Source organism: Actinomycetospora aeridis, assembly GCF_037400275.1.
In the GTDB taxonomy this organism is placed as follows: domain Bacteria; phylum Actinomycetota; class Actinomycetes; order Mycobacteriales; family Pseudonocardiaceae; genus Actinomycetospora; species Actinomycetospora aeridis.
Window position 1 is genome coordinate 379,455 of sequence record NZ_JBBEGL010000002.1, and the last position, 18,568, is coordinate 398,022.

An 18,568-nucleotide genomic window follows, 5' to 3' on the forward strand; every position below is an offset into this window, starting at 1 on the left:
ACCGTGCCTGTCATATTCGTCACGTCCCGAACCCGACGAAGGGCCCGGCCATGCGCATCGCGGACCTGCTCGCACGGAAGGGGACGGCGGTGCTCACCGTCCGGCCCGACGCCCCGATCTCGGACCTGCTCGCGGTGCTCGCCGAACGCAACGTCGGCGCCGCCGTCGTCGTTGCCGACGAGCGGATCGCCGGGATCGTCTCCGAGCGTGACGTGGTGCGCCACCTCCACTCCCGCGGGGCCGACCTGCTCGCCGCCCCGATCTCGGAGATCATGACGACGGTCGTGGCCACCTGCCGCGGGGGCGACGAGCTCCAGACCCTGAGCCGGACCATGACCGAACGCCGCATCCGGCACATCCCGGTCGTCGACGACGACGAGCGGCTCGCGGGCATCGTCAGCATCGGCGACGTCGTCAAGAGCCGGATCGACCAGCTCGAGGAGCACCGCGACCAGCTCGAGGCCTACATCTCGGGCTGACCGCGCCGCGTTCCGGCGCCCGCGGCCCCGGGTACGCGACCGGCATGGAGACCACGAGGCTGGGCAAGACCGAACTGCAGGTGTCGCGCATCGCCTTCGGGACCTGGCAGGTCTCGGGCGAGTGGGGCTCCTACGACGTCGACCAGGCGCAGCGTGCGATCCGGTCGGCGCTCGACCGCGGGGTGAACTTCTTCGACACCGCGCAGGCCTACGGGTTCGGTGAGGCCGAGGAGGTCCTCGCGAACGCGCTGCGCGGCGAGCTCGACCGCGACCGCGACTCCGTCGTGATCGCCACCAAGGGCGGCATCAACCCGGGCGGCGACAAGCCCCGCGACTCGGGCCGCGAGTGGCTGCGTTCCGGGGTGGAGTCGTCGCTGAAGGCCATGAAGATCGACCACATCGACCTCTACCAGGTGCACTGGCCGGACACGGACACGCCGTTCGAGGACACCGCCGGGTACCTCCAGGAGCTCGTCGACGAGGGCAAGATCCGCCACGTCGGGGTGTCGAACTACGACGCCGACCAGATGGCCGCGTTCGACCGCCGACGCTCCGTCGAGACGCTGCAGCCGCCATACCACCTCTTCCGCCGCGGGATCGAGGACGACGTCCTGCCCTACGTCCGGTCCCACGACATCGGCACGCTGGTCTACAGCCCGCTCGGCTCCGGGCTGCTCACCGGCACCCTGACCACCGACTCGACCTTCGAGGACGACGACTGGCGCTCGCAGTCCTCGGCGTTCACCGGCGAGAAGTTCCGGCAGAACCTCGAGGTCGTCGAGCGCCTGAAGTCCTTCGCCGCCGACAAGGGCGTCGAGGTCTCGCAGCTCGCCATCGCGTGGGTGCTCGCCCAGGACGGCATCGACGTCGCCATCGTCGGCGCGCGCTCGGAGCGCAACATCGAGCGCTCGCTGGCCGCGGTGGACGTGACGCTGTCGGCGGACGACCTCGCCGAGATCGAGAAGATCACCGCCGACGGCGTCCAGATCGGCGGCGCGGCCCCGGAGGGCATCGCCTGACCCCCGTGTCAGCGGAGTGGCTCCGCGGACGATGAGTGTCCGTGGAGCCACTCCGATCATGAACGGTCCGGGGCGGGTCGAGCACTCGACGTAGTCCTTGTTCAGGACCGCGGAGTCGCCCTACCGTACGTCGGGTCCCGACGAAGGAGCACCCGATGACCGCGCCCACCGCCACCACCGTCACCAACCTCGGCGTCGCCATGTTCACCGTCGCCGACCAGGACGCCGCCATCGCGTTCTACACCGACAAGCTCGGATGGGAGCTGCGCGGCGACACCCGGTTCGGTGAGGACGGCGGCGCGCGTTGGGTCGAGGTCGCGCCGCCGGGCTCGACCGCGCGGCTCGCGCTCAACCCGCCCATGGGCGGGCAGCCCGGCGGGGGCGGCATCGGCGTCGAGACCCCGGACGTGCGCGCCGAGCACGCCCGCCTGCGGGAGGCCGGCGTCGACGTCGACGACGTGTCGGACGAGCCCGGCGCCCCGACGCTGTTCATGTTCCGCGACCCCGACGGCAACATCGTCGCGGTGGTCCAGGTGTGAGAGCGGCTCCGCGGGCACTCATCGTCCGCGGAGCCACTCCGCTGACGACGCCTACGCCAGCTCGGCCTCCACGACATCGGCGGCCACCCGCGCCCCGCCTGCACGCCGGATCGCGTCGCGCTGCTCCGCCAGCCGCGCGGCGACGTCGTCCGACGACGTCAGGGCGAGCAGGGCCTCCCGCAGCGTCTCCGGCGTCGCGTCCTCGGTGGCGATCGTGCGCGCGACGCCGATCTCCTCGAGCAGACCGGCGTTGCCGAACTGGTCGACCGCCTGCGGGATCGCGATCATCGGCACGCCCTGGTAGAGCCCCTCGGCGCACCCGCCCATCCCGGCGTGGGTGACGAACGCGCTCGCGCGGCCGAGCACGCCCAGCTGCGGCACCCACCGGTGCGCCGTGACGTGCTCTGGCAGCTCGCCCAGGTCCGCGAGGTCGACGTGCGGTCCGATCGCCAGCACGACCTCCCAGCCCAGCGGGGCGAAGGCCTCCGCGCAGGCGCGGAACAGGTCCGGGTGCTCGTGGTAGGCCGACCCGAACGACACCAGGACGAGCGGGCGCTCCGACGCGGGCCACTGCTCCTGCGCCGCCCGGCGGTCGAGGTCCGGTCCGACGAACGTGTAGATGTCCGGGTCGACCTTGTCCGCGAACGGCTGCAACGCGCGTGGGATCTCGACGATCGAACGCCGCGGACGGCCGACGACCTGCTCCGGATCCTCGTGGATCCCGAACTCCGCCAGCCACGCGGCGAACCGCGCGAGGTAGGCCTGGTACCCGGGCTCCGTGCGGAACGCCAGGGCCTCGACGAGGTCCTCCTCGTAGCCGTCCCAGGCGACCATGGCCGGCGAGAGCTGCACGGCCGGGATGCCGAACCGCCGCGCCAGGACGATCGCGGGGTAGCCGCCGATGTCGTACAGGGCGACGTCCGGGACGTCGTCACCCAGCGCCTCCTCGATCTGCGGCAGCGACAGCATCGCCTCGTCGAGGAAGAGCGCGGTGCCGTCGACGGGGTCGGTCGGCCACTGCTCGCCGCGGCTCTGGTCGGGCAGGACGGAGGTGTGGACGAGCGGCGTCGCGCCCGTCGCCGCGACCATCTCGGCGAACGTCGCCGGGATCGCGTAGGTGACCCGGTGGCCGCGCTCGACGAGCGCGGTGATCACGGGCAGGTGCGGGTGGGTGTGGCCGTGGGCGGCGACGCCGACCATGAGGACGTGGGCCATCGAGGACTCCAGGAGCGGGGGTGGACGAGGGCAGCGGTGATCACCGACGGCACCGGGCCGGCGGTGATCGCGAGAGGGGCGCTCGTCAGCCGTAGAGCTGCTGGATCATGGTCCGGACGCTAGCCCGCGCGGAGCAGCCCGGGCGAACCATTTCCCGGGCGAGCGCGTGGCGATACGGACACTCATCGTCTGCGGAGCCACTCCGCTGACACCTCGGTACGACGTTCAGCCGCCGTCCGGGAGGGCGAACTGGATGCGGTCGATCGACGCGGCGATCGGGGCGAAGAGCTCGCGGCGGATGCGGTTGTGCTCCGGATCGGCATCGTAGATCCGGTACGCCTCCTCGGACACGAAGTCCGCGGTCAGCGCGAAGTGCGCGTTGCCCTCGCGCAGACCCCGGTCCTGGCCCCCGACGAGCCGGAACTCGACGCCCTCGACCGTCAGGTCGCGCAGCGCCTGGATCGCGGCCTCCACCTGCTCGGCCGGCACGCCCTCGCGGACACGGCCCACCACCACGTTGCGGATCATGTCCCGATCATCGCGCGTGCCTCAGGGCAGCCGGTTGCCCGTCTCGGGGTCGAAGACGTGCAGGGCGTCGGAGTTCGGGCGCACCGCGATCGGGTCGCCGAAGCGCACCTGCACCCGGCCCGGGCCGCGCACGACCAGCGTGGTCGAGGTGTCGTCGGCGAGGTGGGCGTAGAGGTAGGACTCGCTGCCCAGCTCCTCGACGACGTCGACGACCGCCTTGATCACCGTGCCGGCGTCGGCGTCGGTGCTCTCGAGCACCCAGTCCTCGGGCCGGATGCCGATGGTGAGCTTGTCGCGCGAGCCGGCCGCGTCCGCGATCTCCCGCGGCAGCGGGATCTCCACGCCCCCGAGTGTGACGCCGCTGGACGAGCGCGGGAGGTCGAGCAGGTTCATCGCCGGCGAGCCGATGAACCCGGCGACGAAGGCGTTGGTCGGCCGGTCGTAGAGCTCCGGCGGCGTCGCGTACTGCTGCAGCTGGCCGTTGGCGAGCACGGCGACCTTGTCGCCCATCGTCATGGCCTCGACCTGGTCGTGGGTCACGTAGACGGTCGACACCTCGAGCCGGTTCTGCATCTCCGCGATCTGCGCGCGGGTCTGCACGCGCATCTTCGCGTCGAGGTTCGACAGCGGCTCGTCCATGAGGAACACCTGGGGCTCGCGCACGATCGCCCGGCCCATCGCGACCCGCTGGCGCTGACCGCCGGAGAGCGCCTTGGGCTTGCGGTCGAGGTACTCGGTGAGCCCGAGCATGTCGGCGGCCTGGCGGACCCGCTGGGCGCGCTCCTCCTTGTCCATCCCGCGCATCTTCAGCGGGAAGGCCATGTTCTCCGCGACCGTCTTCGACGGGTAGAGCGCGTAGTTCTGGAACACCATCGCGATGTCGCGGTCCTTCGACGGCACGTCAACGACGTCGCGCCCGTCGATGCGCACCGAGCCGGCGTCGATCGGCTCGAGGCCGGCCAGCATCCGCAGCGCCGTCGACTTCCCCGAGCCCGAGGGCCCGACGAGCACGACGAGGTCGCCGTCGGCGATCGTCAGGTCCAGGCTGTCGACGGCCGGCTTCGCGCCCGGGGTGTAGATGCGCGAGGCCTGGTCGAACACCACTTCGGCCACTGTTCTGCTCCCCTTGTTTGAGGTCCAGCTCCGCTTCGCTGCGTGTCCCGGGCCTACTTGACCGCACCGAACGACAGGCCCTGCACCAGCTTGTTCTGCGCCACCCAGCCGGCGATGACCACCGGCAGCGCGGCCATCGTGGCCGCCGCGGAGAGCTGGGCCCAGTACAGGCCCTCCGAGGTGATGAACCCGACCAGGAAGACCGGCACGGTGCCGGCGTTGGCCGCGGTCAGGTTGACCGCGAAGAAGAACTCGTTCCACGCGAAGATCACGCAGATCAGCGCCGTGGCGAAGATGCCCGGGGAGATGATCGGCAGCACGATCTCGCGCAGCGTGCGCCACAGCGGGGCGCCGTCGATGCTCGCCTGCTCGAGCAGCTCGCCCGGCACCTCCAGGAAGAACGACCGCATCATCCACACCGCGATCGGCAGGTTCATCCCCGTGTAGAGGACGACCAGGGTCCAGATGTTGTCGAGCATGCCGATCTGGTTGACCACGACGTAGATCGGCACGATCACCGCGACGACCGGCAGCATCTTGGTCGAGATGAAGAAGAACAGGACGTCCTGGGTCTTCTTCACCGGGCGCAGCGACACCGCGAACGCCGCCGGGATCCCCAGCAGCAGCACGAGCAGCGTCGAGAACACCGTCGCGATGACCGAGTTCACCAGGTACGGCCCGACGCCCGACGAGAAGACGCCCTCGTACTGCTCCAGCGTCGGCTCGAAGATGATCTTAGGGGTGGTGGTGTAGGCGTCGGCCTCCGTCTTGAAGGAGGTCAGCACCATCCAGAACACCGGGAAGAAGAACGCGATCCCCACCACCCAGGCGACGACACCCAGCCACACGTTGGCGGCGCTGCGCTTCCGGCGGCGGGGCTCGGGCGGTGCCGCGGGTGCCTGGGTGTCCGGTGGCGTGCTCGTCGTGACGGCCATCAGGCTGCCTCCTGCTCACCGCTGAACGACCGGAAGATCAGGCGCAGCGCGAAGTTCGCCGCGATGAGGGTCAGGATCACCACGACCACGCCCATCGCCGCCGACTGGCCGATGTCGAAGCCCAGGAACGCGCGCTGGTAGATGTAGAACGGCAGGTTCGCGCTGGCCACGCCCGGTCCGCCCTGGGTCATCATGTAGACCTGGTCGAAGATGTTGACCAGGTAGATCGTGCCGAGCACGACGCCGAGCTCGATGAACCTCCGCAGGTGCGGCAGCGTCAGCTCCCGGAACGTCGAGAAGGCGCTGGCGCCGTCGACCCGCGCCGCCTCCAGCTGGTCGGTCGGCATGCTCTGCAGGCCCGCGAGCAGCAGCAGCATCATGAACGGCGTCCACTGCCAGATCAGCGCGGCCATCACCGAGGCCAGCGGGTAGTTGCTGATCCACTCGGTGCCCGACCCCCCGAACGGCGTCAGCACGAAGTTGATCAGGCCCAGGGTCGGGTCGAGCAGCACCGTCTTCCACAGCAGCGCCGCGGCCACCGGCGTGATGAGGAACGGCGTGATGAGCAGCGTGCGCACGACGCCGCGGCCGACGAACTGGCGGTTGAGCAGTAGCGCCAGCAGGAGGCCGAGCACCACCGCGATGAGCACCGAGCCGAGCGTCATGACCACGGTGTTGAGCGCGACCGTGCGGAACTGGCTGTCGGTGAAGACGTCGAGGTAGTTCGAGAACCAGACGAACTCCTGCGATCCCGGCCGGACCAGGTTCCACGACTGCAGCGAGTAGTAGAGCGTCAGGATGAACGGGATCTGGGTGACGATGATCGTGAAGATCAGCGCGGGGAGCAGGGGCCCGCGCCGGCGCCACCCCTCCGCCCTGTCGATGGCCGGCGTGCCGCCCGCGTTCTCCCGCGCGGCGGGGCGTTCTTCCAGGGTTGCTGTCATGGCCGGCTCCAGCTCTCGCTTCGCTTCGTGTCGCTCATCGCTGGTAGCTCTCCCCCACCGTCTCCGCGTAGTTCTGCGACTGCTCGAGCGCCTCGTCGACGGTGATCTGACCGGCGATCGCCGCGCTGACCTGCTGGCTCACCCGGGTCCCGAGGTCCTGGAACTCCGGGATGCGGACGAACTGCACGCCCTGGTACGGCACGGGCTGCACGGTCGGCTGCTGCGGGTTCGCCCGCTGCAGGCCGTCGAGGATCAGCGGCGCGTAGGCGCTCGCCACCTGCTGGTACTGCGGGACCTGGTAGGTCGACTGCCGCGACCCGGGCGGGATGGAGGTCCAGCCGACGTCGGGGTTGTTGCCGGCCCGCTGGATGTACTCCCGGCTCGTCATCCAGGACATGAACTGCCAGGCCGCGTCCTTGCGGGGCGAGGTCTGGGGGATGCCGAGCGACCAGGTGTAGAGCCAGCCCGAGGACGGTGTCGCGACGATCGGGGCCGGCGCGTAGCCGATGCGGCCGGCGACCGTCGACTCCGCGGGGTCCTCGACGGTGCCGGCGGCCGACGTCGCGTCGTACCACATGGCGACCTGGCCCTGGCCGAACTGCGTGGCGCACTCGGAGAACCCGGACTGCGACGCGCCCGGCTGGCCGTGGGTCCGCACGAGGTCGACGTAGAACTGCACGGCGCCCCGCACCTCGGGCGAGGTGAGCTGCGCGTTCCACTGCGGGTCGTACCAGCGGCCGCCGAAGGTGTTGATGACGGTGTCGAGCGGGGCCATGACCTCGCCCCAGCCGGGCTTGCCGCGCAGGCAGATGCCGCGCTGGTTGCCCGGGCCCTGGTCGAGCCGCGCGGCGTACTCCGCGATCTGCTGCCACGTGGGCTGCGCCGGCATCTGGATGCCGGCCTGCTCGAAGAGGTCCCGGCGATACATGAGGAACGACGACTCGCCGTAGAACGGCACCGAGTACATCCGGCCCTCGTACGAGAGCGAGTCGCGCACCGTCGGGATGAAGTCGGCGCGGTCGTAGCCCGGCGTCGCCGCCATGTAGGGCTCGAGGTCGGTCAGCCAGCCGTTCTGTGCCCACTGCGGCGTCTCGTAGTTCGAGATCATGACGATGTCGAACTCGCCGCCGCCGGTGGCCACCGACGCGGTGATCTTCGCGCGGGCCTCGTTCTCCGACAGCGAGACGAAGCGCAGCCGGATGCCGGGGTGCTCGGCCTCGAACTCGGGCGCCATCGAGATGGCGTCCTCCATCTGCGGGTTGGAGACGATGGCGACGGTGACCGTCTCCACGCCCTCCTGGGCCCCGAGCGCCCCGGCGCCGGAGCACCCGGCGAGGAGACCGAGAGTGGCCACCACCGCCCCGAGTGCGGCCGGAAGCCGGCCCCGTGCCCGTCGCGCCGCCCCGCGCATCGCGCCTCCCGCTCCGCCGCCTCCGACCGATCCTCGCCCGAGGACCGTGATGTGGGCCACGTGCGGTGGGGTGACCGTAAAGCTGCACTCCGTGACGTGCAAGCGCTTGCGCCCGACGATTTCGGAGGGAGGCGCCGACCACGGCGGTCGGGGTACAAACTCCCCGGGAACCACGCGCGAACGAGGACACGTCGACAGACGGGAGCCGGAGCATGGCCACGATGGCGGACGTCGCACGCATGGCCGGCGTCTCCACGGCCACGGTCTCGCACGTCCTCAACGGCACCCGGCCCGTGCGGGCCCGCACCCGCGAACTGGTGCTGTCGGCCGTCGCCGCCACCCACTACACGCCGAACACCGTCGCCCGTTCCCTCGCCACCGCGCGCACCACGACGATGGGCCTGGTCCTCTCCGCGATCTCCAACCCGTACTTCGGGGAACTGCTCAGCGCCGCCGAGACCGCGGCGGCCGCCGCCGGCTACACGCTGTTGCTGGTCGACCCGCACGAGGACCCGGACTACGAGCTCACCGTCGTGACCCGCCTGCACAACCACCGCGTCGACGGGATGGTGCTCGCCCCGTCGGCGCACCCGGACGCGGCCCTGGCCTACCTCGACCGCCACGAGGTGCCGACGGTGCTGCTCGACCGGCTCATCGACCCCGAGCGCGACCAGGTCGGCACCGAGAACCGGGAGGCCACCGCCGCCCTGACCGGCCACCTCGCCGACCACGGACACACCCGGATCGCGCTGATCACCGGGCTGGACGGGCTCGCCACCACCGTCGAGCGCCGCGACGGGCACCGCGACGCCCTGGTCGCCCGCGGCCTGCGCGTCGATCCCGAGCTCGAGGTCAGCGGCTCGTCGGCGACCGCGACGGCGGAGGCGGCGGTCCGGCAGCTGCTCGCCCTGGACGACCCGCCGACCGCGATCGTCGCCGGCAACAACAGCATGGCCATCGGCATGCTCAAGGCCCTGCGCGAGGCGGGCCTCGCGGTGCCGGGCGACGTCGCCGTCGCCGCCTTCGACGACTTCCCGTGGGCGGATCTGTTCTCGCCGCGCCTCACCGTCGTCGCCCAGCCGTTCGGCGAGATCGCGACCACGGCCGTGCACCTGCTGCTCGCGCGGATCGCCGATCCCGACGCCCCGCCGACCACCCGGCGGATCGTGCCGGAGCTGCGGATCCGGGACTCGTGCGGCTGCTCGCCGGGCGGTTAGCTCAGACCAGGGCGGCGAGGTTGTCCAGCGACCGGCGCAGGTGCTCCTCGCCGAACGGCGGGAACGCGATGTGCTCGCGGAGGAAGGGCGGGACGGCCGACCAGTCGTAGCGCAGCGTCACCTGCGTGGCTCCGGGACCGTCCTCGACGAGGTCGTAGCGCCAGGACCAGCCGCCGTAGCCGATCTCGCCGTCGGGACCGTACTGGCCCGGCTGCCAGGCGATCGTGCGCGGCGGCTCGAGGACCTCGACGCGGTTGTGCATGCGGTAGTCGCCGTCGGGGTGGTTGCTGTGGAACATGCCCATCCCGAAGATCTGCCCGACCTCGGTGATCGGCTGGGCGTCGAGCGCCTCGCGCACCCATCCCGTGCCGTCGATGGCGGCGTGGCTCGCGGGATCGGCCAGCACCGCGAAGACCGACTCCCGCGGCGCCTCGATGCGCCGCGTCGCGCTCACGGCCTCGGTGGTCGTGTCCGTGCTCATCGCTGTCTCCCGTCGCTCGTGGAAGATGGTCCTCGAACGATATCGCTTGATTCAACGGAAGGACAGTCAGGAGGCGTTCCGTGCCGCGCACCGGGCGTGGACGTCCACGAGCCCGCTGCGGGTGGCCGCGACGACGAGCCGGTCGCCGACCTTGAGCTTGCGCGCCGGGCGGGGCGGGGCCTCGAGCACCGCGTCGTCCCCGGAGCCGCGGAACACCCCGACCACCCGGATCTCGCCGCCGATCTCGGCCGTCGTCGCCGGCAGCCCGACGAGCAGGGCGCTGCGCCCCACCGGGACGTCGGCGAGCAGGAGGACCGAACGACCGACGGGCACCGTGGCCACCACCTGGTGGTCACGCATCGCGGCGGCGAACGCCGGGGCGGCGAGGAACGAGACGCTGCGGGAGACCGCCACCTCGAGCGAGCGCTCGACGCGGCTCGCGAGGTCGTCGTCGCGCAGCCGCAGCACCACCCGCAGCCGCGAGCGCAACGACCGTCCGACCAGCCCGGTCTCCAGGTTGGCGACGTCGTCGCGGCCCACCGCGACGAGCGCCCGGCAGTTGTCGACGGAGGCCTCGGCGAGCGTCTGGCGGCGGGTGGTGTCGCCGACGATCACGGGCACGCCCATCCGCCGGACCTGCGTCACGCCCGCGCCCTCGTCGTCGTCGACGGCGACCACCGGCACGCCGCGCTCGTGGAGCTGCTCGACGACGCGCACGCCGACGTTGCCGAGCCCGACCACGACGACGTGGCCCCGGCGCGGGCGCGAGCGTTGCGGCGTCCCGGCGAAGCGGGCGCTGACCGCGGCGTCGACGACCACCGCCGTCACCAGCGGGATGATCGCGATCCCGACGACGGTCACCAGCGCCTGGATGACGCGCGCGACGACCGTGGTGTGGGTGTCGGGGTCGGCGGCGCCCGCGGTGTCGAGCACGGTGAGGTAGACCGCGTCGCCCCAGGAGAGGTCGGCGAGGGTGGCGAAGCCGACCGTGCCGAGCAGGAGCAGCCCGACCAGCGCGAGCGTCGCGCGGGCCAGCGAGCGGGTCATGCTCGCGCGGGCGCGCCGCCAGGAGCGCGTCAGGACCCGCCGCCAGAGGGCGCGACGTGTCCCGACGATCCGGCCCTCGCGGTGCACGGGGACGCGGGCGAGCACGAGGTCGGCGCTGGTGTCGTCGGTGGGGAGCAGGACCGGGGCGCCGCGGTCGGGGCGGTGGGCGAGGCCGGAGACGATCCGGTCGGGACGCACCCCGGAGCGGTCGGCCACGACCATGGGGTGGCCCGGCAGGTCGACCGACTGGCGGGTCGTCGTGCCGACGGCGGCGGTGACGAAGGCGGGCGCCGCGGTCGCGGACACCGACAGGACCGTGGCGGTCGGCAGCAGCATGCGGATGCGGCCGGAGAGCGCCGGGGCGTGCAGGCGGACGACGAGCCGTGTGGTGGGGGCGAGCTCCTGGACCCGCAGGGCGCGGTGGATGTTGACCACGTCGTCGCGGTGGACCAGCGCCACCGACGTGGCCGACCCGACCCCGGCCGCGGCGAACGCCTCGTCGTCGGGCTCGGCGACCTCGACGACCTCCACCCCGCGGATCCCGCGCAGCCGCTCGACGACCGCCCCGCCGGGCGCGGTGAGCACGACGACCTCCGTCGACCCCCGCGGACCCTGGCGCACCAGGGCCTCCACCATCCGCAGCGACAGCATGTCCTCGCCGCAGACGACGAATCGTTCCCGGAACCCCCCGCTGGTCACGATGCGGACCTTCTCATCGTGGGGATACTGCGGGCATGGCGCGTTCTGCGACGTACGTCGCCGGGGTCGACTCCTCGACCCAGGCCACCAAGGTCCTCGTCGTCGACCCCGCGGACGGCAGCGTCATCCGCGAGGCCCGGCGTCCGCACCCGGACGGGACGGAGGTCGACCCGCGGGCCTGGTGGGACGCGTTGGCCGGCGCGCTCGGCGAGGTCGGCACCGACGACGTCGCGGCGATCGGGGTGGCGGGCCAGCAGCACGGGATGGTGCTGCTCGACGAGGCGGGCCAGCCCGTGCGCGACGCCCTGCTCTGGAACGACACCCGCTCGGCGCCCGACGCCCGGGCGCTGATCGACGAGCTCGGTGGCGCGGAGGCCTGGGCCGAGGCCGTCGGCACCGTCCCGGTCGCGAGCATCACGGCCACGAAGCTGCGGTGGACCGCGCAGCACGAGCCGGAGAACGCCGCCCGGGCGCGCTCGGTGATGCTGCCGCACGACTGGCTGACCTGGCGCCTCGCCGGCGCCCCGGCCGAGCCCACCACCGACCGCGGCGACGCCTCGGGCACCGGCTACTGGTCGACGGTCACCGGCGAGTACCGCCCCGACCTGCTCGAGATGGCGTTCGGACGCGGTCTCTCGGTGCCGCGGGTGGCTTCCCCCGGTGAGGTCGTGGGGCGGACGTCGGACGGGCTCGCCGTCTCGGCGGGCACCGGCGACAACGCCGGCGCGGCACTGGCCATCGGGCCGGCGGCGGGCGAGGTCGTCATCTCCATCGGCACGTCCGGCGCCGTGTTCACCGGGCACGACCAGCCCTCCACCGACGCTTCGGGGCTGGTCGCGGGCTTCGCCGACGCGCGCGGGGGCTACCTGCCGCTGGTCTGCACGCTCAACGCGGCGCGGGTGCTCGGGGCCGGCGCGACCCTGCTGGGCGTCGACCCGGAGGGCTTCGACGAGCTCGCCCGCGCGGCGTCCCCGGGCGCGGACGGCCTGGTGCTCCTGCCCTACCTCGACGGCGAGCGGACCCCCGACCGCCCCGACGCCCAGGGCCGCTACGTCGGGCTCACCACCACCAACGCCACCCGCGAGAACCTGGCGCGCGCCACCGTCGAGGGGATGCTGTGCGGGCTCGCCGACGCCGTCGACGCCCTCGTCGACCAGGGCGTGCCCGCCCGCCGGGCGCTGCTGATCGGCGGCGGCTCGCGCTCCGGCGCCGTCGCCGCGCTCGCGCCCGACATCCTCGGCCTGCCCGTCGAGGTGCTCTCGCCGCAGGAGTACGTGGCCCTCGGCGCGGCGCGCCAGGCCGCCTGGGCGCTGCACGGCGAGGAGCCGGGCTGGACCGTGGCGCGCGAGACCACGCGCGACGTCACCGACGCCTCGGTCTCCGAGCAGGTCCGGGCGCGCTACGCCGACGTCCGCGACGGCCGCGCCCGGTAGGCGCCGTCGGGGAAGCTCGCCCGGTGTTTGTCAGCCTGGCGGCCACGCTGACACTCAACGTCAGTTTTTCCACCAGCTCGAGCAGTCTCTCGGTGCGGGAATTGAGCGGCACGGACTCATGTTGTGTGAGTCGAGGGCCCGCAAGGACGGGCCGCCTTCCCACCGAGAGGGAACCACCATGAGCACCTTGATCCCCTGGGGCCCGCGCTTCGTCGACCCGTTCGCCGTCGCCCCCGCCCTGTTCCGCCGCCCCGGTCCCGGCCGCCCGCAGGCCTGGTTCGCGCCGACCACCGACGTCGTGCGCGACGGCGACGACGCGGTCGTCCGCCTCGAGCTGCCCGGCGTGGATGTCGCGAAGGACGTCAGCGTCGAGGTCGACGGCGACCGCCTCACCGTGCGCGGTGAGCGCCGCGACGAGCAGTCCGGCGAGGGTTTCCGCCAGAGCCGTCACGGCTCGTTCCGCCGGAGCTTCACCCTGCCGCAGCACGTGGACGCCGACGCGGTCTCCGCGTCCTACGACGCCGGCGTGCTGACGCTGCGCGTCGCGGGCGCCCACGCCGAGGCCGCCCGGCCCGGCGCCCGACGCATCGCCATCGACGGTGTCGCCGCGCCCGGGTCGACCGAGTCGGACGACGCGGGCGAGTCGACGGACGGCAGCGCCGCCGCCTGACACGCGCCTGATCCACGCCCGCGGGACCTCCCTGGTCCCGCGGGCGTCGTCGTGTCCGGGGGTGGAGATCCCTGATTCCGGAGCGACCGCTCCGCTGAGCGGAACGCGCGCTCCTCAGATACGGATCTTGCTGGGCGGCGGACCCGCCGTGATGACCGAGCTGGTGGAAAAACTGACGTTGAGTGTCAGCGTGGCCGCCAGGCTGACCAACCCCGACGGCGTGGGCGACCGAGGAGTCCCTGCGCGCGGAGGGCCGCGACGAGGGCGTCGGCGTCGTCGCGCATCGACGTCCCGGTCGCCCGGGGATGGGCGGTGATCCACGCGTCCAGGTGGCGGGTGAGGTCGCCCCCGAGCGCCGTGTGCACGTCGGCCGGCAGCAGGCGCGCCAGCGCGCGACGGCGCTTCGCGCGGAGCGCCTCCGCCTCGAGCCCCACGCGCGCGGGGTCGATGCCGTCCGGGACGGGACCCTCCGCGACGAGGGCGGCGAGCAGCTCCGCCTGTCGCCGAGCGAGGTCCTCGCGGGTCACGCCCGCACCCGCGCGTGCACCGCCCGCAGGGCCGCGAGCTCCGCGGCGAGCTCGTCGTCGGGCGGGTAGCGGTCGTCGCGCTCGAGCAGCACGGCCGGCGGACGGTGCCGGTCGCAGAGCGCGTCGAGGAGGTCGAGGACCGGCGCGGTGAGCGGGTGGGCGTGGGTGTCGTGGTAGACGCCGTCGCGCTCCACACCGCCCGCGGCGTGCACGTACACGACACGCTCGAGGGGCAGCTCGTCGAGCACCCGCTCCGGGTCCTGACCGAGGTTCACCGCGCTCGCGTGCAGGTTGGCGACGTCGAGCAGCAGCCACGCCCCGGTCCGCGCGCACAGCTCGGCGAGGAACGCGCCCTCGGACAGCTCGGCGTCCGGCCACGCCAGCAGCGGCGCGATGTTCTCCAGCGCCAGCGGCACACCCAGCGTCGCCTGGGTGGCGCGGACGTTGTCGATGAGCACCCCGAGGGCCTCGCGCGTCCGCGGCACCGGCAGCAGGTGCCCGGACTCGAGCCCGCCGGCACGGACGAACGCCACGTGGTCGCTCGCGACCGGCGCGTCCAGGGCGTCGGCGACGGCCGCGAGATGCTCGACGCGGTCGTGCCGCAGCGGTTCGGCCCCGCCCAGCGACAGCGACACCGCGTGCGGCACCACCGGCACGCCGCGGGCGCGCAGCACGGCGACGGACTCCGGGAGCGCGTGGGGGTGGAGGTCCTCGGCGACGGCCTCGACGAAGTCGACGCCGGCCATCCGCTCGACGGTCAGGTCGATCTCGCGGCGCCAGCCGATGCCGACGCCCTCCGGGCCGCCGTGGAGCACCGGGCTCATCCCCCGCACCCGCCGCCTCCGCCGCCGCAGCCGCCGCCACCACCACCACCGCACGACGAACTGCCGCCGCACGACGATCCCCCGTCGGAGCCGCCGCCGTCGTACCCGCCGCCCCCGCTCATCGACGGCCCGGCGAGCAGCCCGGACAGCTCGTCGTTGGGGTACATCGCGAACCCGCCCACCGCCACCAGGCCCGCGACACCGAGGGCGCCGGCCGCGACGGGGCCCCACGCCCGGTCCGACGCGAACACCGGCCGGTACGTCGTCGCGCGCGCGGCCGCCACGGTGGCCCGCCCCCGCAGGGTCGGGCGGTCCTTCGGGACCACGGCCACGGTGAGGACGACGCCGACCGCGACCAGCACCAGGATCACGAGGAAGACGATCGAGGCGCCGCGCGCGATGCCCGCCGCCAGCCGCGCCAGTCCGAGGACGACGACCAGGCCGACGACGACGAACGCGACCGTCCTGCACCGCGCGACGGCGGCCGGGTCGTGGAAGAGGCCGCGCCGGCGCGACGCCTCCCGGAGGTCCCGGATCGAGGCCGCCCCGCGCATCCGCATCGTCACGCCCATCGGGGTGACGCCGGTCGGGGTCGACGCGACCGCGTCCACGACGTCCTCGTCCAGCTCACCGATCGGCGCCCGGCCCGTGACGGTCAGGTGCCGGTCGCGCCCGACCCGCAGGACCCCGCCCTCGACGAGACGGGCGATCGCGGCCTGCACGAGCCGGGCCGGGCCGCCCGCGAGGAGCGCGAGGTCCTCGACCGTGGCGTCGGGGGCGGGCGCCTCGCCGTCCCTCCGGGCGACCCGCCAGTCGAGCCGGCGCACCAGCACCGGCGCCACGAGGGCCGAGGCCACGAGGAGCAGCGCGTAGATCCCGAGGAAGGCCGGCCCGGAGATTCCCCAGGTGTTCCCCACGACGACCTCCGCGAGCGACGAGCGCGATCACGCACGGCCGTGCGTTCGAGCGACTGTCGTCCGCGGCGACCGCAGACAGCAAGCAGGGCCACCCGTTCGGCCCAGCAATCAGCTACTCACCGTGAGAAGTCGGTCAGCGACCGCGTCCCCGGCCCCGTCCGGCGTTCGACCGGGCGGAATGTGCCGCGGCGGAGTGCGAGCCCTGGCCACCGCCGGACGACGACGCCGAGGACGCCGACTGCCCGGCCCCTCGGCCCCGACGGCCACCGCCCGAGCCACCGCCCGAGCCACCGCCCGAGCCACTGCCCGAGCCACGGCTGCCCGCGGACCCACGGCCCTCACCGGACGCCCGTCCGGCCCCGGAGCCACGACCACCACCGGAGCCACGAGCACCACCGGAGCCACCGGAGGCGCGACTACCACCGTTGCCCCCGGCACCACGGCCGCCGCCGGAGCGCCCGCCACGCCGCGATCCGCCGCCACCGCCGGCCGGCTGGGGCGGGGGCTTGCGGGCCGCGGACTCGGGACCGTCCTCGGGGTCGACGCGGGGAGCGGGCTCGCCGACGAGCGCGCGGATCTCGTCCGCGCCGGGCCCGACGTTCGCCGTCCGCGGCTTGATCCCCGCCTTGCGGGTCATCGACGCGACCTCGGCGCGCTCGGCCGGCGGCACCAGCGTGACGACGTCCCCGGCCGACCCGGCCCGCGCCGTGCGCCCGGACCGGTGGGTGTACGCCTTGTGCTCGGCGGGCGGGTCGACGTGGACGACGAGCGCGACGTCGTCGACGTGGATGCCGCGCGCGGCGATGTCGGTGGCCACGAGCACGCGGACGTCGCCCGCGGCGAAGCCCGCGAGGTTCCGGTCGCGGGCGGGCTGCGACAGGTTGCCGTGCAGCTCCGTCGCCGGGATCCCCGCCGCGGTGAGCTGGCGGGAGAGCTTGCGGGCGGCGTGCTTGGTGCGCGTGAACAGCATGCTGCGGTCGCGTCCGGCCGCGAGCTCCTGGACCACGGCGGAGCGGTGCGCGGGGTCGACCGTGAACACGTGGTGGGTCATGTCCGGCACCGGCTCCTGCGCGGTGTCGACGCTGTGGGTCACCGGCTGGTGCAGGAACTCCCGCACCACGCGGTCGACCTCGCCGTCGAGCGTCGCGGAGAACAGCATCCGCTGACCGTCGGGTGCCGTGCGGCGCAGCAGGCGGCGCACGGCGGGCAGGAAGCCGAGGTCGCTCATGTGGTCGGCCTCGTCGAGCACGGTGATCTCGACGCGGTCGAGGTCGACGAGCCCCTGGCCGAGGAGGTCCTCGAGCCGGCCGGGGCAGGCGATGAGCAGGTCGACGCCGCTGCGCAGGGCGTCGGCCTGGCGACCCTGGCCGACGCCGCCGTAGACCACAGTCTGGCGCAGGCCGAGGGCCTCGGCGAGCGGCGCGAGCGCGTCACGGACCTGGCTCGCCAGCTCGCGCGTCGGCAGCAGCACCAGCCCGCGGGGACGCCGGGAGATCGTGCGGCCGCCGGCGAGGCGCGCGAGCAGGGGCAGGCCGAAGGCGAGGGTCTTGCCGCTCCCGGTGCGGCCCCGGCCGAGCACGTCGCGCCCGGACATCGCGTCCGGGATCGCGGCCTGCTGGATCGGGGTCGGGTCGGTGATGTCGCGCGCGGCGAGCGCGTCCACCACGCCCGGCGGGACGCCGAGCGCAGCGAAGGGACGGGAAGCAGACGTCGTCGGGATGTCGGGACCTCTCCACGGGGGGACTGTCGGGCCGCGAGCGCCGACCCGTCCCGTCACTGGGGGAGGGGGACCGCGTCCTGCGCGGTGAGCTGACGACCCACGGGCGCCGGTGCGGCGCCGCGTTCGTCCCCAGTGTCCCAGAGATCGATCGTCGCCCGCCGCGCGGCCGGGGTGGGGTCCGTCTCCCGGTCCGGGGAGGGCCCGGCAAGGTCGTCCCGCACGCGGTCGTCGACGGACGGGGACACGGGATGCTCGCGCAGACGTGGTGGCGCTGGGTCGACCGGCTCGACGCCCGGGGCTGGGGCGCCCGCGCGATGGTGCGCCCGCCCGCCGGGGAGGACGTGATCGCCGCGGCCGGCGAGGTCGTCGGCGGGTTCCCCGACGAGCTCGCGGACCTGTACCGCATCGCCGACGGGCAGCTCGAGACGCGCTACGTCCAGGGTCTGTGGACCAACCTCTTCCCCGGCTACGAGTTCCTGTCGCTCGCCGGGGCGCGCCGCGCCTGGCAGGGGTGGGCCGACATCCGGGCGACCTACACCGCCGACGACTTCGACGACATGATCACGGTTCGGGGCGACGACCCGGTGCACCGCGTGTACACCCGGGCCCCCTGGTGGCCGCTGGCCGAGGACGGCGGCGGCAACCACCTCATGGTCGACCTCGACCCGCCGGCGGGCGGCACCGTCGGTCAGGTGCTCGTCGCGGGCCCCGACGAGGACGAGCGCCGCGTGCTCGCGCCGGGCATCGAGGCCTACCTCACCGCACTCCTGGAGACCGAGCTCGTCCCGCCCGACGCGGAGCAGCTGGCCGAGGGCGCCGCCTGGTGGGACGCCCCCGGCCTGCGCTGAGA

General features: G+C 73.6%; 19 protein-coding genes. 7 read left to right on the forward strand and 12 right to left on the reverse strand.

All coding sequences use genetic code 11. The annotated features are described in order from the left end of the window. The first annotated feature begins 50 nt into the window (after window positions 1-50). From WCD41_RS07270 to WCD41_RS07280, 3 genes are all read left to right on the forward strand, one after another. Window positions 51-479 carry a CBS domain-containing protein gene (locus WCD41_RS07270; protein WP_337712735.1) on the forward strand — a complete coding sequence of 143 codons (429 nt, stop codon included), beginning with the start codon at window positions 51-53 and terminating at the stop codon, window positions 477-479. Window positions 480-523: 44 nt separating this feature from the next. After that, complete coding sequence (locus WCD41_RS07275; RefSeq protein WP_337712736.1) at window positions 524-1,498, forward strand: aldo/keto reductase; 975 nt, start codon at window positions 524-526, stop codon at window positions 1,496-1,498. A 155-nt stretch (window positions 1,499-1,653) separates the two neighbouring features. Beyond that, a complete protein-coding gene (locus WCD41_RS07280) occupies window positions 1,654-2,037 on the forward strand; it encodes a VOC family protein (RefSeq protein ID WP_337712737.1) in 384 nt (127 codons plus the stop codon). A gap of 51 nt (window positions 2,038-2,088) precedes the next feature. Here the strand turns inward: WCD41_RS07280 and WCD41_RS07285 are convergent, their stop codons facing one another. From WCD41_RS07285 to WCD41_RS07310, 6 genes are all read right to left on the reverse strand, one after another. Then, window positions 2,089-3,252 carry a macrolide family glycosyltransferase gene (locus tag WCD41_RS07285; protein ID WP_337712738.1) on the reverse strand — a complete coding sequence of 388 codons (1,164 nt, stop codon included), beginning with the start codon at window positions 3,250-3,252 and terminating at the stop codon, window positions 2,089-2,091. Window positions 3,253-3,477: 225 nt separating this feature from the next. After that, complete coding sequence (locus WCD41_RS07290; protein WP_337712739.1) at window positions 3,478-3,780, reverse strand: Dabb family protein; 303 nt, start codon at window positions 3,778-3,780, stop codon at window positions 3,478-3,480. A 21-nt stretch (window positions 3,781-3,801) separates the two neighbouring features. Next, the gene (locus WCD41_RS07295) at window positions 3,802-4,893 is read right to left on the reverse strand and encodes an ABC transporter ATP-binding protein (protein ID WP_337712740.1); all 1,092 of its coding nucleotides are present in this window, start codon (window positions 4,891-4,893) and stop codon (window positions 3,802-3,804) included. 53 nt (window positions 4,894-4,946) lie between these two features. Beyond that, the gene (locus WCD41_RS07300; protein ID WP_337712741.1) at window positions 4,947-5,828 is read right to left on the reverse strand and encodes a carbohydrate ABC transporter permease; all 882 of its coding nucleotides are present in this window, start codon (window positions 5,826-5,828) and stop codon (window positions 4,947-4,949) included. Next, window positions 5,828-6,772: a carbohydrate ABC transporter permease gene (locus WCD41_RS07305; protein ID WP_337712742.1), complete on the reverse strand. Its 945-nt coding sequence runs from the start codon at window positions 6,770-6,772 to the stop codon at window positions 5,828-5,830. Before WCD41_RS07305 ends, WCD41_RS07300 begins: the two co-directional genes overlap by 1 nt. Before the next feature lie 34 nt (window positions 6,773-6,806). Continuing rightward, a complete protein-coding gene (locus WCD41_RS07310; RefSeq protein ID WP_337712743.1) occupies window positions 6,807-8,183 on the reverse strand; it encodes an ABC transporter substrate-binding protein in 1,377 nt (458 codons plus the stop codon). 221 nt (window positions 8,184-8,404) lie between these two features. Between WCD41_RS07310 and WCD41_RS07315 the strand changes: the two genes are divergently transcribed. After that, window positions 8,405-9,400, forward strand: a complete 996-nt coding sequence (locus WCD41_RS07315) for a LacI family DNA-binding transcriptional regulator (RefSeq protein ID WP_337712744.1) — start codon at window positions 8,405-8,407, stop codon at window positions 9,398-9,400. A 1-nt stretch (window position 9,401) separates the two neighbouring features. Here the strand turns inward: WCD41_RS07315 and WCD41_RS07320 are convergent, their stop codons facing one another. Continuing rightward, a complete protein-coding gene (locus tag WCD41_RS07320; protein ID WP_337712745.1) occupies window positions 9,402-9,881 on the reverse strand; it encodes an SRPBCC family protein in 480 nt (159 codons plus the stop codon). A 66-nt stretch (window positions 9,882-9,947) separates the two neighbouring features. Then, a complete protein-coding gene (locus tag WCD41_RS07325; RefSeq protein ID WP_337712746.1) occupies window positions 9,948-11,627 on the reverse strand; it encodes an NAD-binding protein in 1,680 nt (559 codons plus the stop codon). Between the two features lie 35 nt (window positions 11,628-11,662). Here WCD41_RS07325 and xylB point away from each other — a divergent pair, with 35 nt between their 5' ends. Then, a complete protein-coding gene (gene xylB / locus WCD41_RS07330; RefSeq protein WP_337712747.1) occupies window positions 11,663-13,060 on the forward strand; it encodes a xylulokinase in 1,398 nt (465 codons plus the stop codon). 178 nt (window positions 13,061-13,238) lie between these two features. Then, window positions 13,239-13,730 (forward strand): Hsp20/alpha crystallin family protein, encoded by a 492-nt coding sequence (locus WCD41_RS07335; RefSeq protein WP_337712748.1) that lies wholly within the window; start codon window positions 13,239-13,241, stop codon window positions 13,728-13,730. A 185-nt stretch (window positions 13,731-13,915) separates the two neighbouring features. Here the strand turns inward: WCD41_RS07335 and WCD41_RS07340 are convergent, their stop codons facing one another. From WCD41_RS07340 to WCD41_RS07355, 4 genes are all read right to left on the reverse strand, one after another. Further along, window positions 13,916-14,257 carry an SCO6045 C-terminal-like domain-containing protein gene (locus WCD41_RS07340; protein WP_337712749.1) on the reverse strand — a complete coding sequence of 114 codons (342 nt, stop codon included), beginning with the start codon at window positions 14,255-14,257 and terminating at the stop codon, window positions 13,916-13,918. Next, window positions 14,254-15,081: an MbnB/TglH/ChrH family RiPP precursor modification enzyme gene (locus WCD41_RS07345; RefSeq protein WP_337712750.1), complete on the reverse strand. Its 828-nt coding sequence runs from the start codon at window positions 15,079-15,081 to the stop codon at window positions 14,254-14,256. The genes WCD41_RS07340 and WCD41_RS07345 overlap by 4 nt, the downstream gene beginning before the upstream one ends. Beyond that, entirely contained in the window at window positions 15,078-15,998 is a 921-nt protein-coding gene (locus tag WCD41_RS07350) for a TIGR04222 domain-containing membrane protein (protein ID WP_337712751.1), read from the reverse strand. The genes WCD41_RS07345 and WCD41_RS07350 overlap by 4 nt, the downstream gene beginning before the upstream one ends. 133 nt (window positions 15,999-16,131) lie before the next feature. Continuing rightward, the gene (locus WCD41_RS07355; protein ID WP_337712752.1) at window positions 16,132-17,664 is read right to left on the reverse strand and encodes a DEAD/DEAH box helicase; all 1,533 of its coding nucleotides are present in this window, start codon (window positions 17,662-17,664) and stop codon (window positions 16,132-16,134) included. A gap of 302 nt (window positions 17,665-17,966) precedes the next feature. On the opposite strand from WCD41_RS07355, the gene WCD41_RS07360 reads away from it, so the two are divergent. Beyond that, the gene (locus WCD41_RS07360) at window positions 17,967-18,566 is read left to right on the forward strand and encodes an SMI1/KNR4 family protein (protein ID WP_337712753.1); all 600 of its coding nucleotides are present in this window, start codon (window positions 17,967-17,969) and stop codon (window positions 18,564-18,566) included. Window positions 18,567-18,568 lie beyond the last annotated feature (2 nt).

Excerpts from the sequence above, each read along its gene's own strand:
- xylB (WP_337712747.1), top strand. The coding sequence starts at position 11,663 with ATGGCGCGTTCTGCGACGTACGTCGCCGGGGTCGACTCCTCGACCCAG.
- WCD41_RS07270 (WP_337712735.1), top strand. The coding sequence starts at position 51 with ATGCGCATCGCGGACCTGCTCGCACGGAAGGGGACGGCGGTGCTCACC.
- WCD41_RS07285 (WP_337712738.1), bottom strand. The coding sequence starts at position 3,252 with ATGGCCCACGTCCTCATGGTCGGCGTCGCCGCCCACGGCCACACCCAC.
- WCD41_RS07280 (WP_337712737.1), top strand. The coding sequence starts at position 1,654 with ATGACCGCGCCCACCGCCACCACCGTCACCAACCTCGGCGTCGCCATG.
- WCD41_RS07360 (WP_337712753.1), top strand. The coding sequence starts at position 17,967 with ATGCTCGCGCAGACGTGGTGGCGCTGGGTCGACCGGCTCGACGCCCGG.
- WCD41_RS07315 (WP_337712744.1), top strand. The coding sequence starts at position 8,405 with ATGGCGGACGTCGCACGCATGGCCGGCGTCTCCACGGCCACGGTCTCG.
- WCD41_RS07300 (WP_337712741.1), bottom strand. The coding sequence starts at position 5,828 with ATGGCCGTCACGACGAGCACGCCACCGGACACCCAGGCACCCGCGGCA.
- WCD41_RS07345 (WP_337712750.1), bottom strand. The coding sequence starts at position 15,081 with ATGAGCCCGGTGCTCCACGGCGGCCCGGAGGGCGTCGGCATCGGCTGG.
- WCD41_RS07335 (WP_337712748.1), top strand. The coding sequence starts at position 13,239 with ATGAGCACCTTGATCCCCTGGGGCCCGCGCTTCGTCGACCCGTTCGCC.
- WCD41_RS07320 (WP_337712745.1), bottom strand. The coding sequence starts at position 9,881 with ATGAGCACGGACACGACCACCGAGGCCGTGAGCGCGACGCGGCGCATC.
- WCD41_RS07290 (WP_337712739.1), bottom strand. The coding sequence starts at position 3,780 with ATGATCCGCAACGTGGTGGTGGGCCGTGTCCGCGAGGGCGTGCCGGCC.
- WCD41_RS07275 (WP_337712736.1), top strand. The coding sequence starts at position 524 with ATGGAGACCACGAGGCTGGGCAAGACCGAACTGCAGGTGTCGCGCATC.
- WCD41_RS07305 (WP_337712742.1), bottom strand. The coding sequence starts at position 6,772 with ATGACAGCAACCCTGGAAGAACGCCCCGCCGCGCGGGAGAACGCGGGC.
- WCD41_RS07310 (WP_337712743.1), bottom strand. The coding sequence starts at position 8,183 with ATGCGCGGGGCGGCGCGACGGGCACGGGGCCGGCTTCCGGCCGCACTC.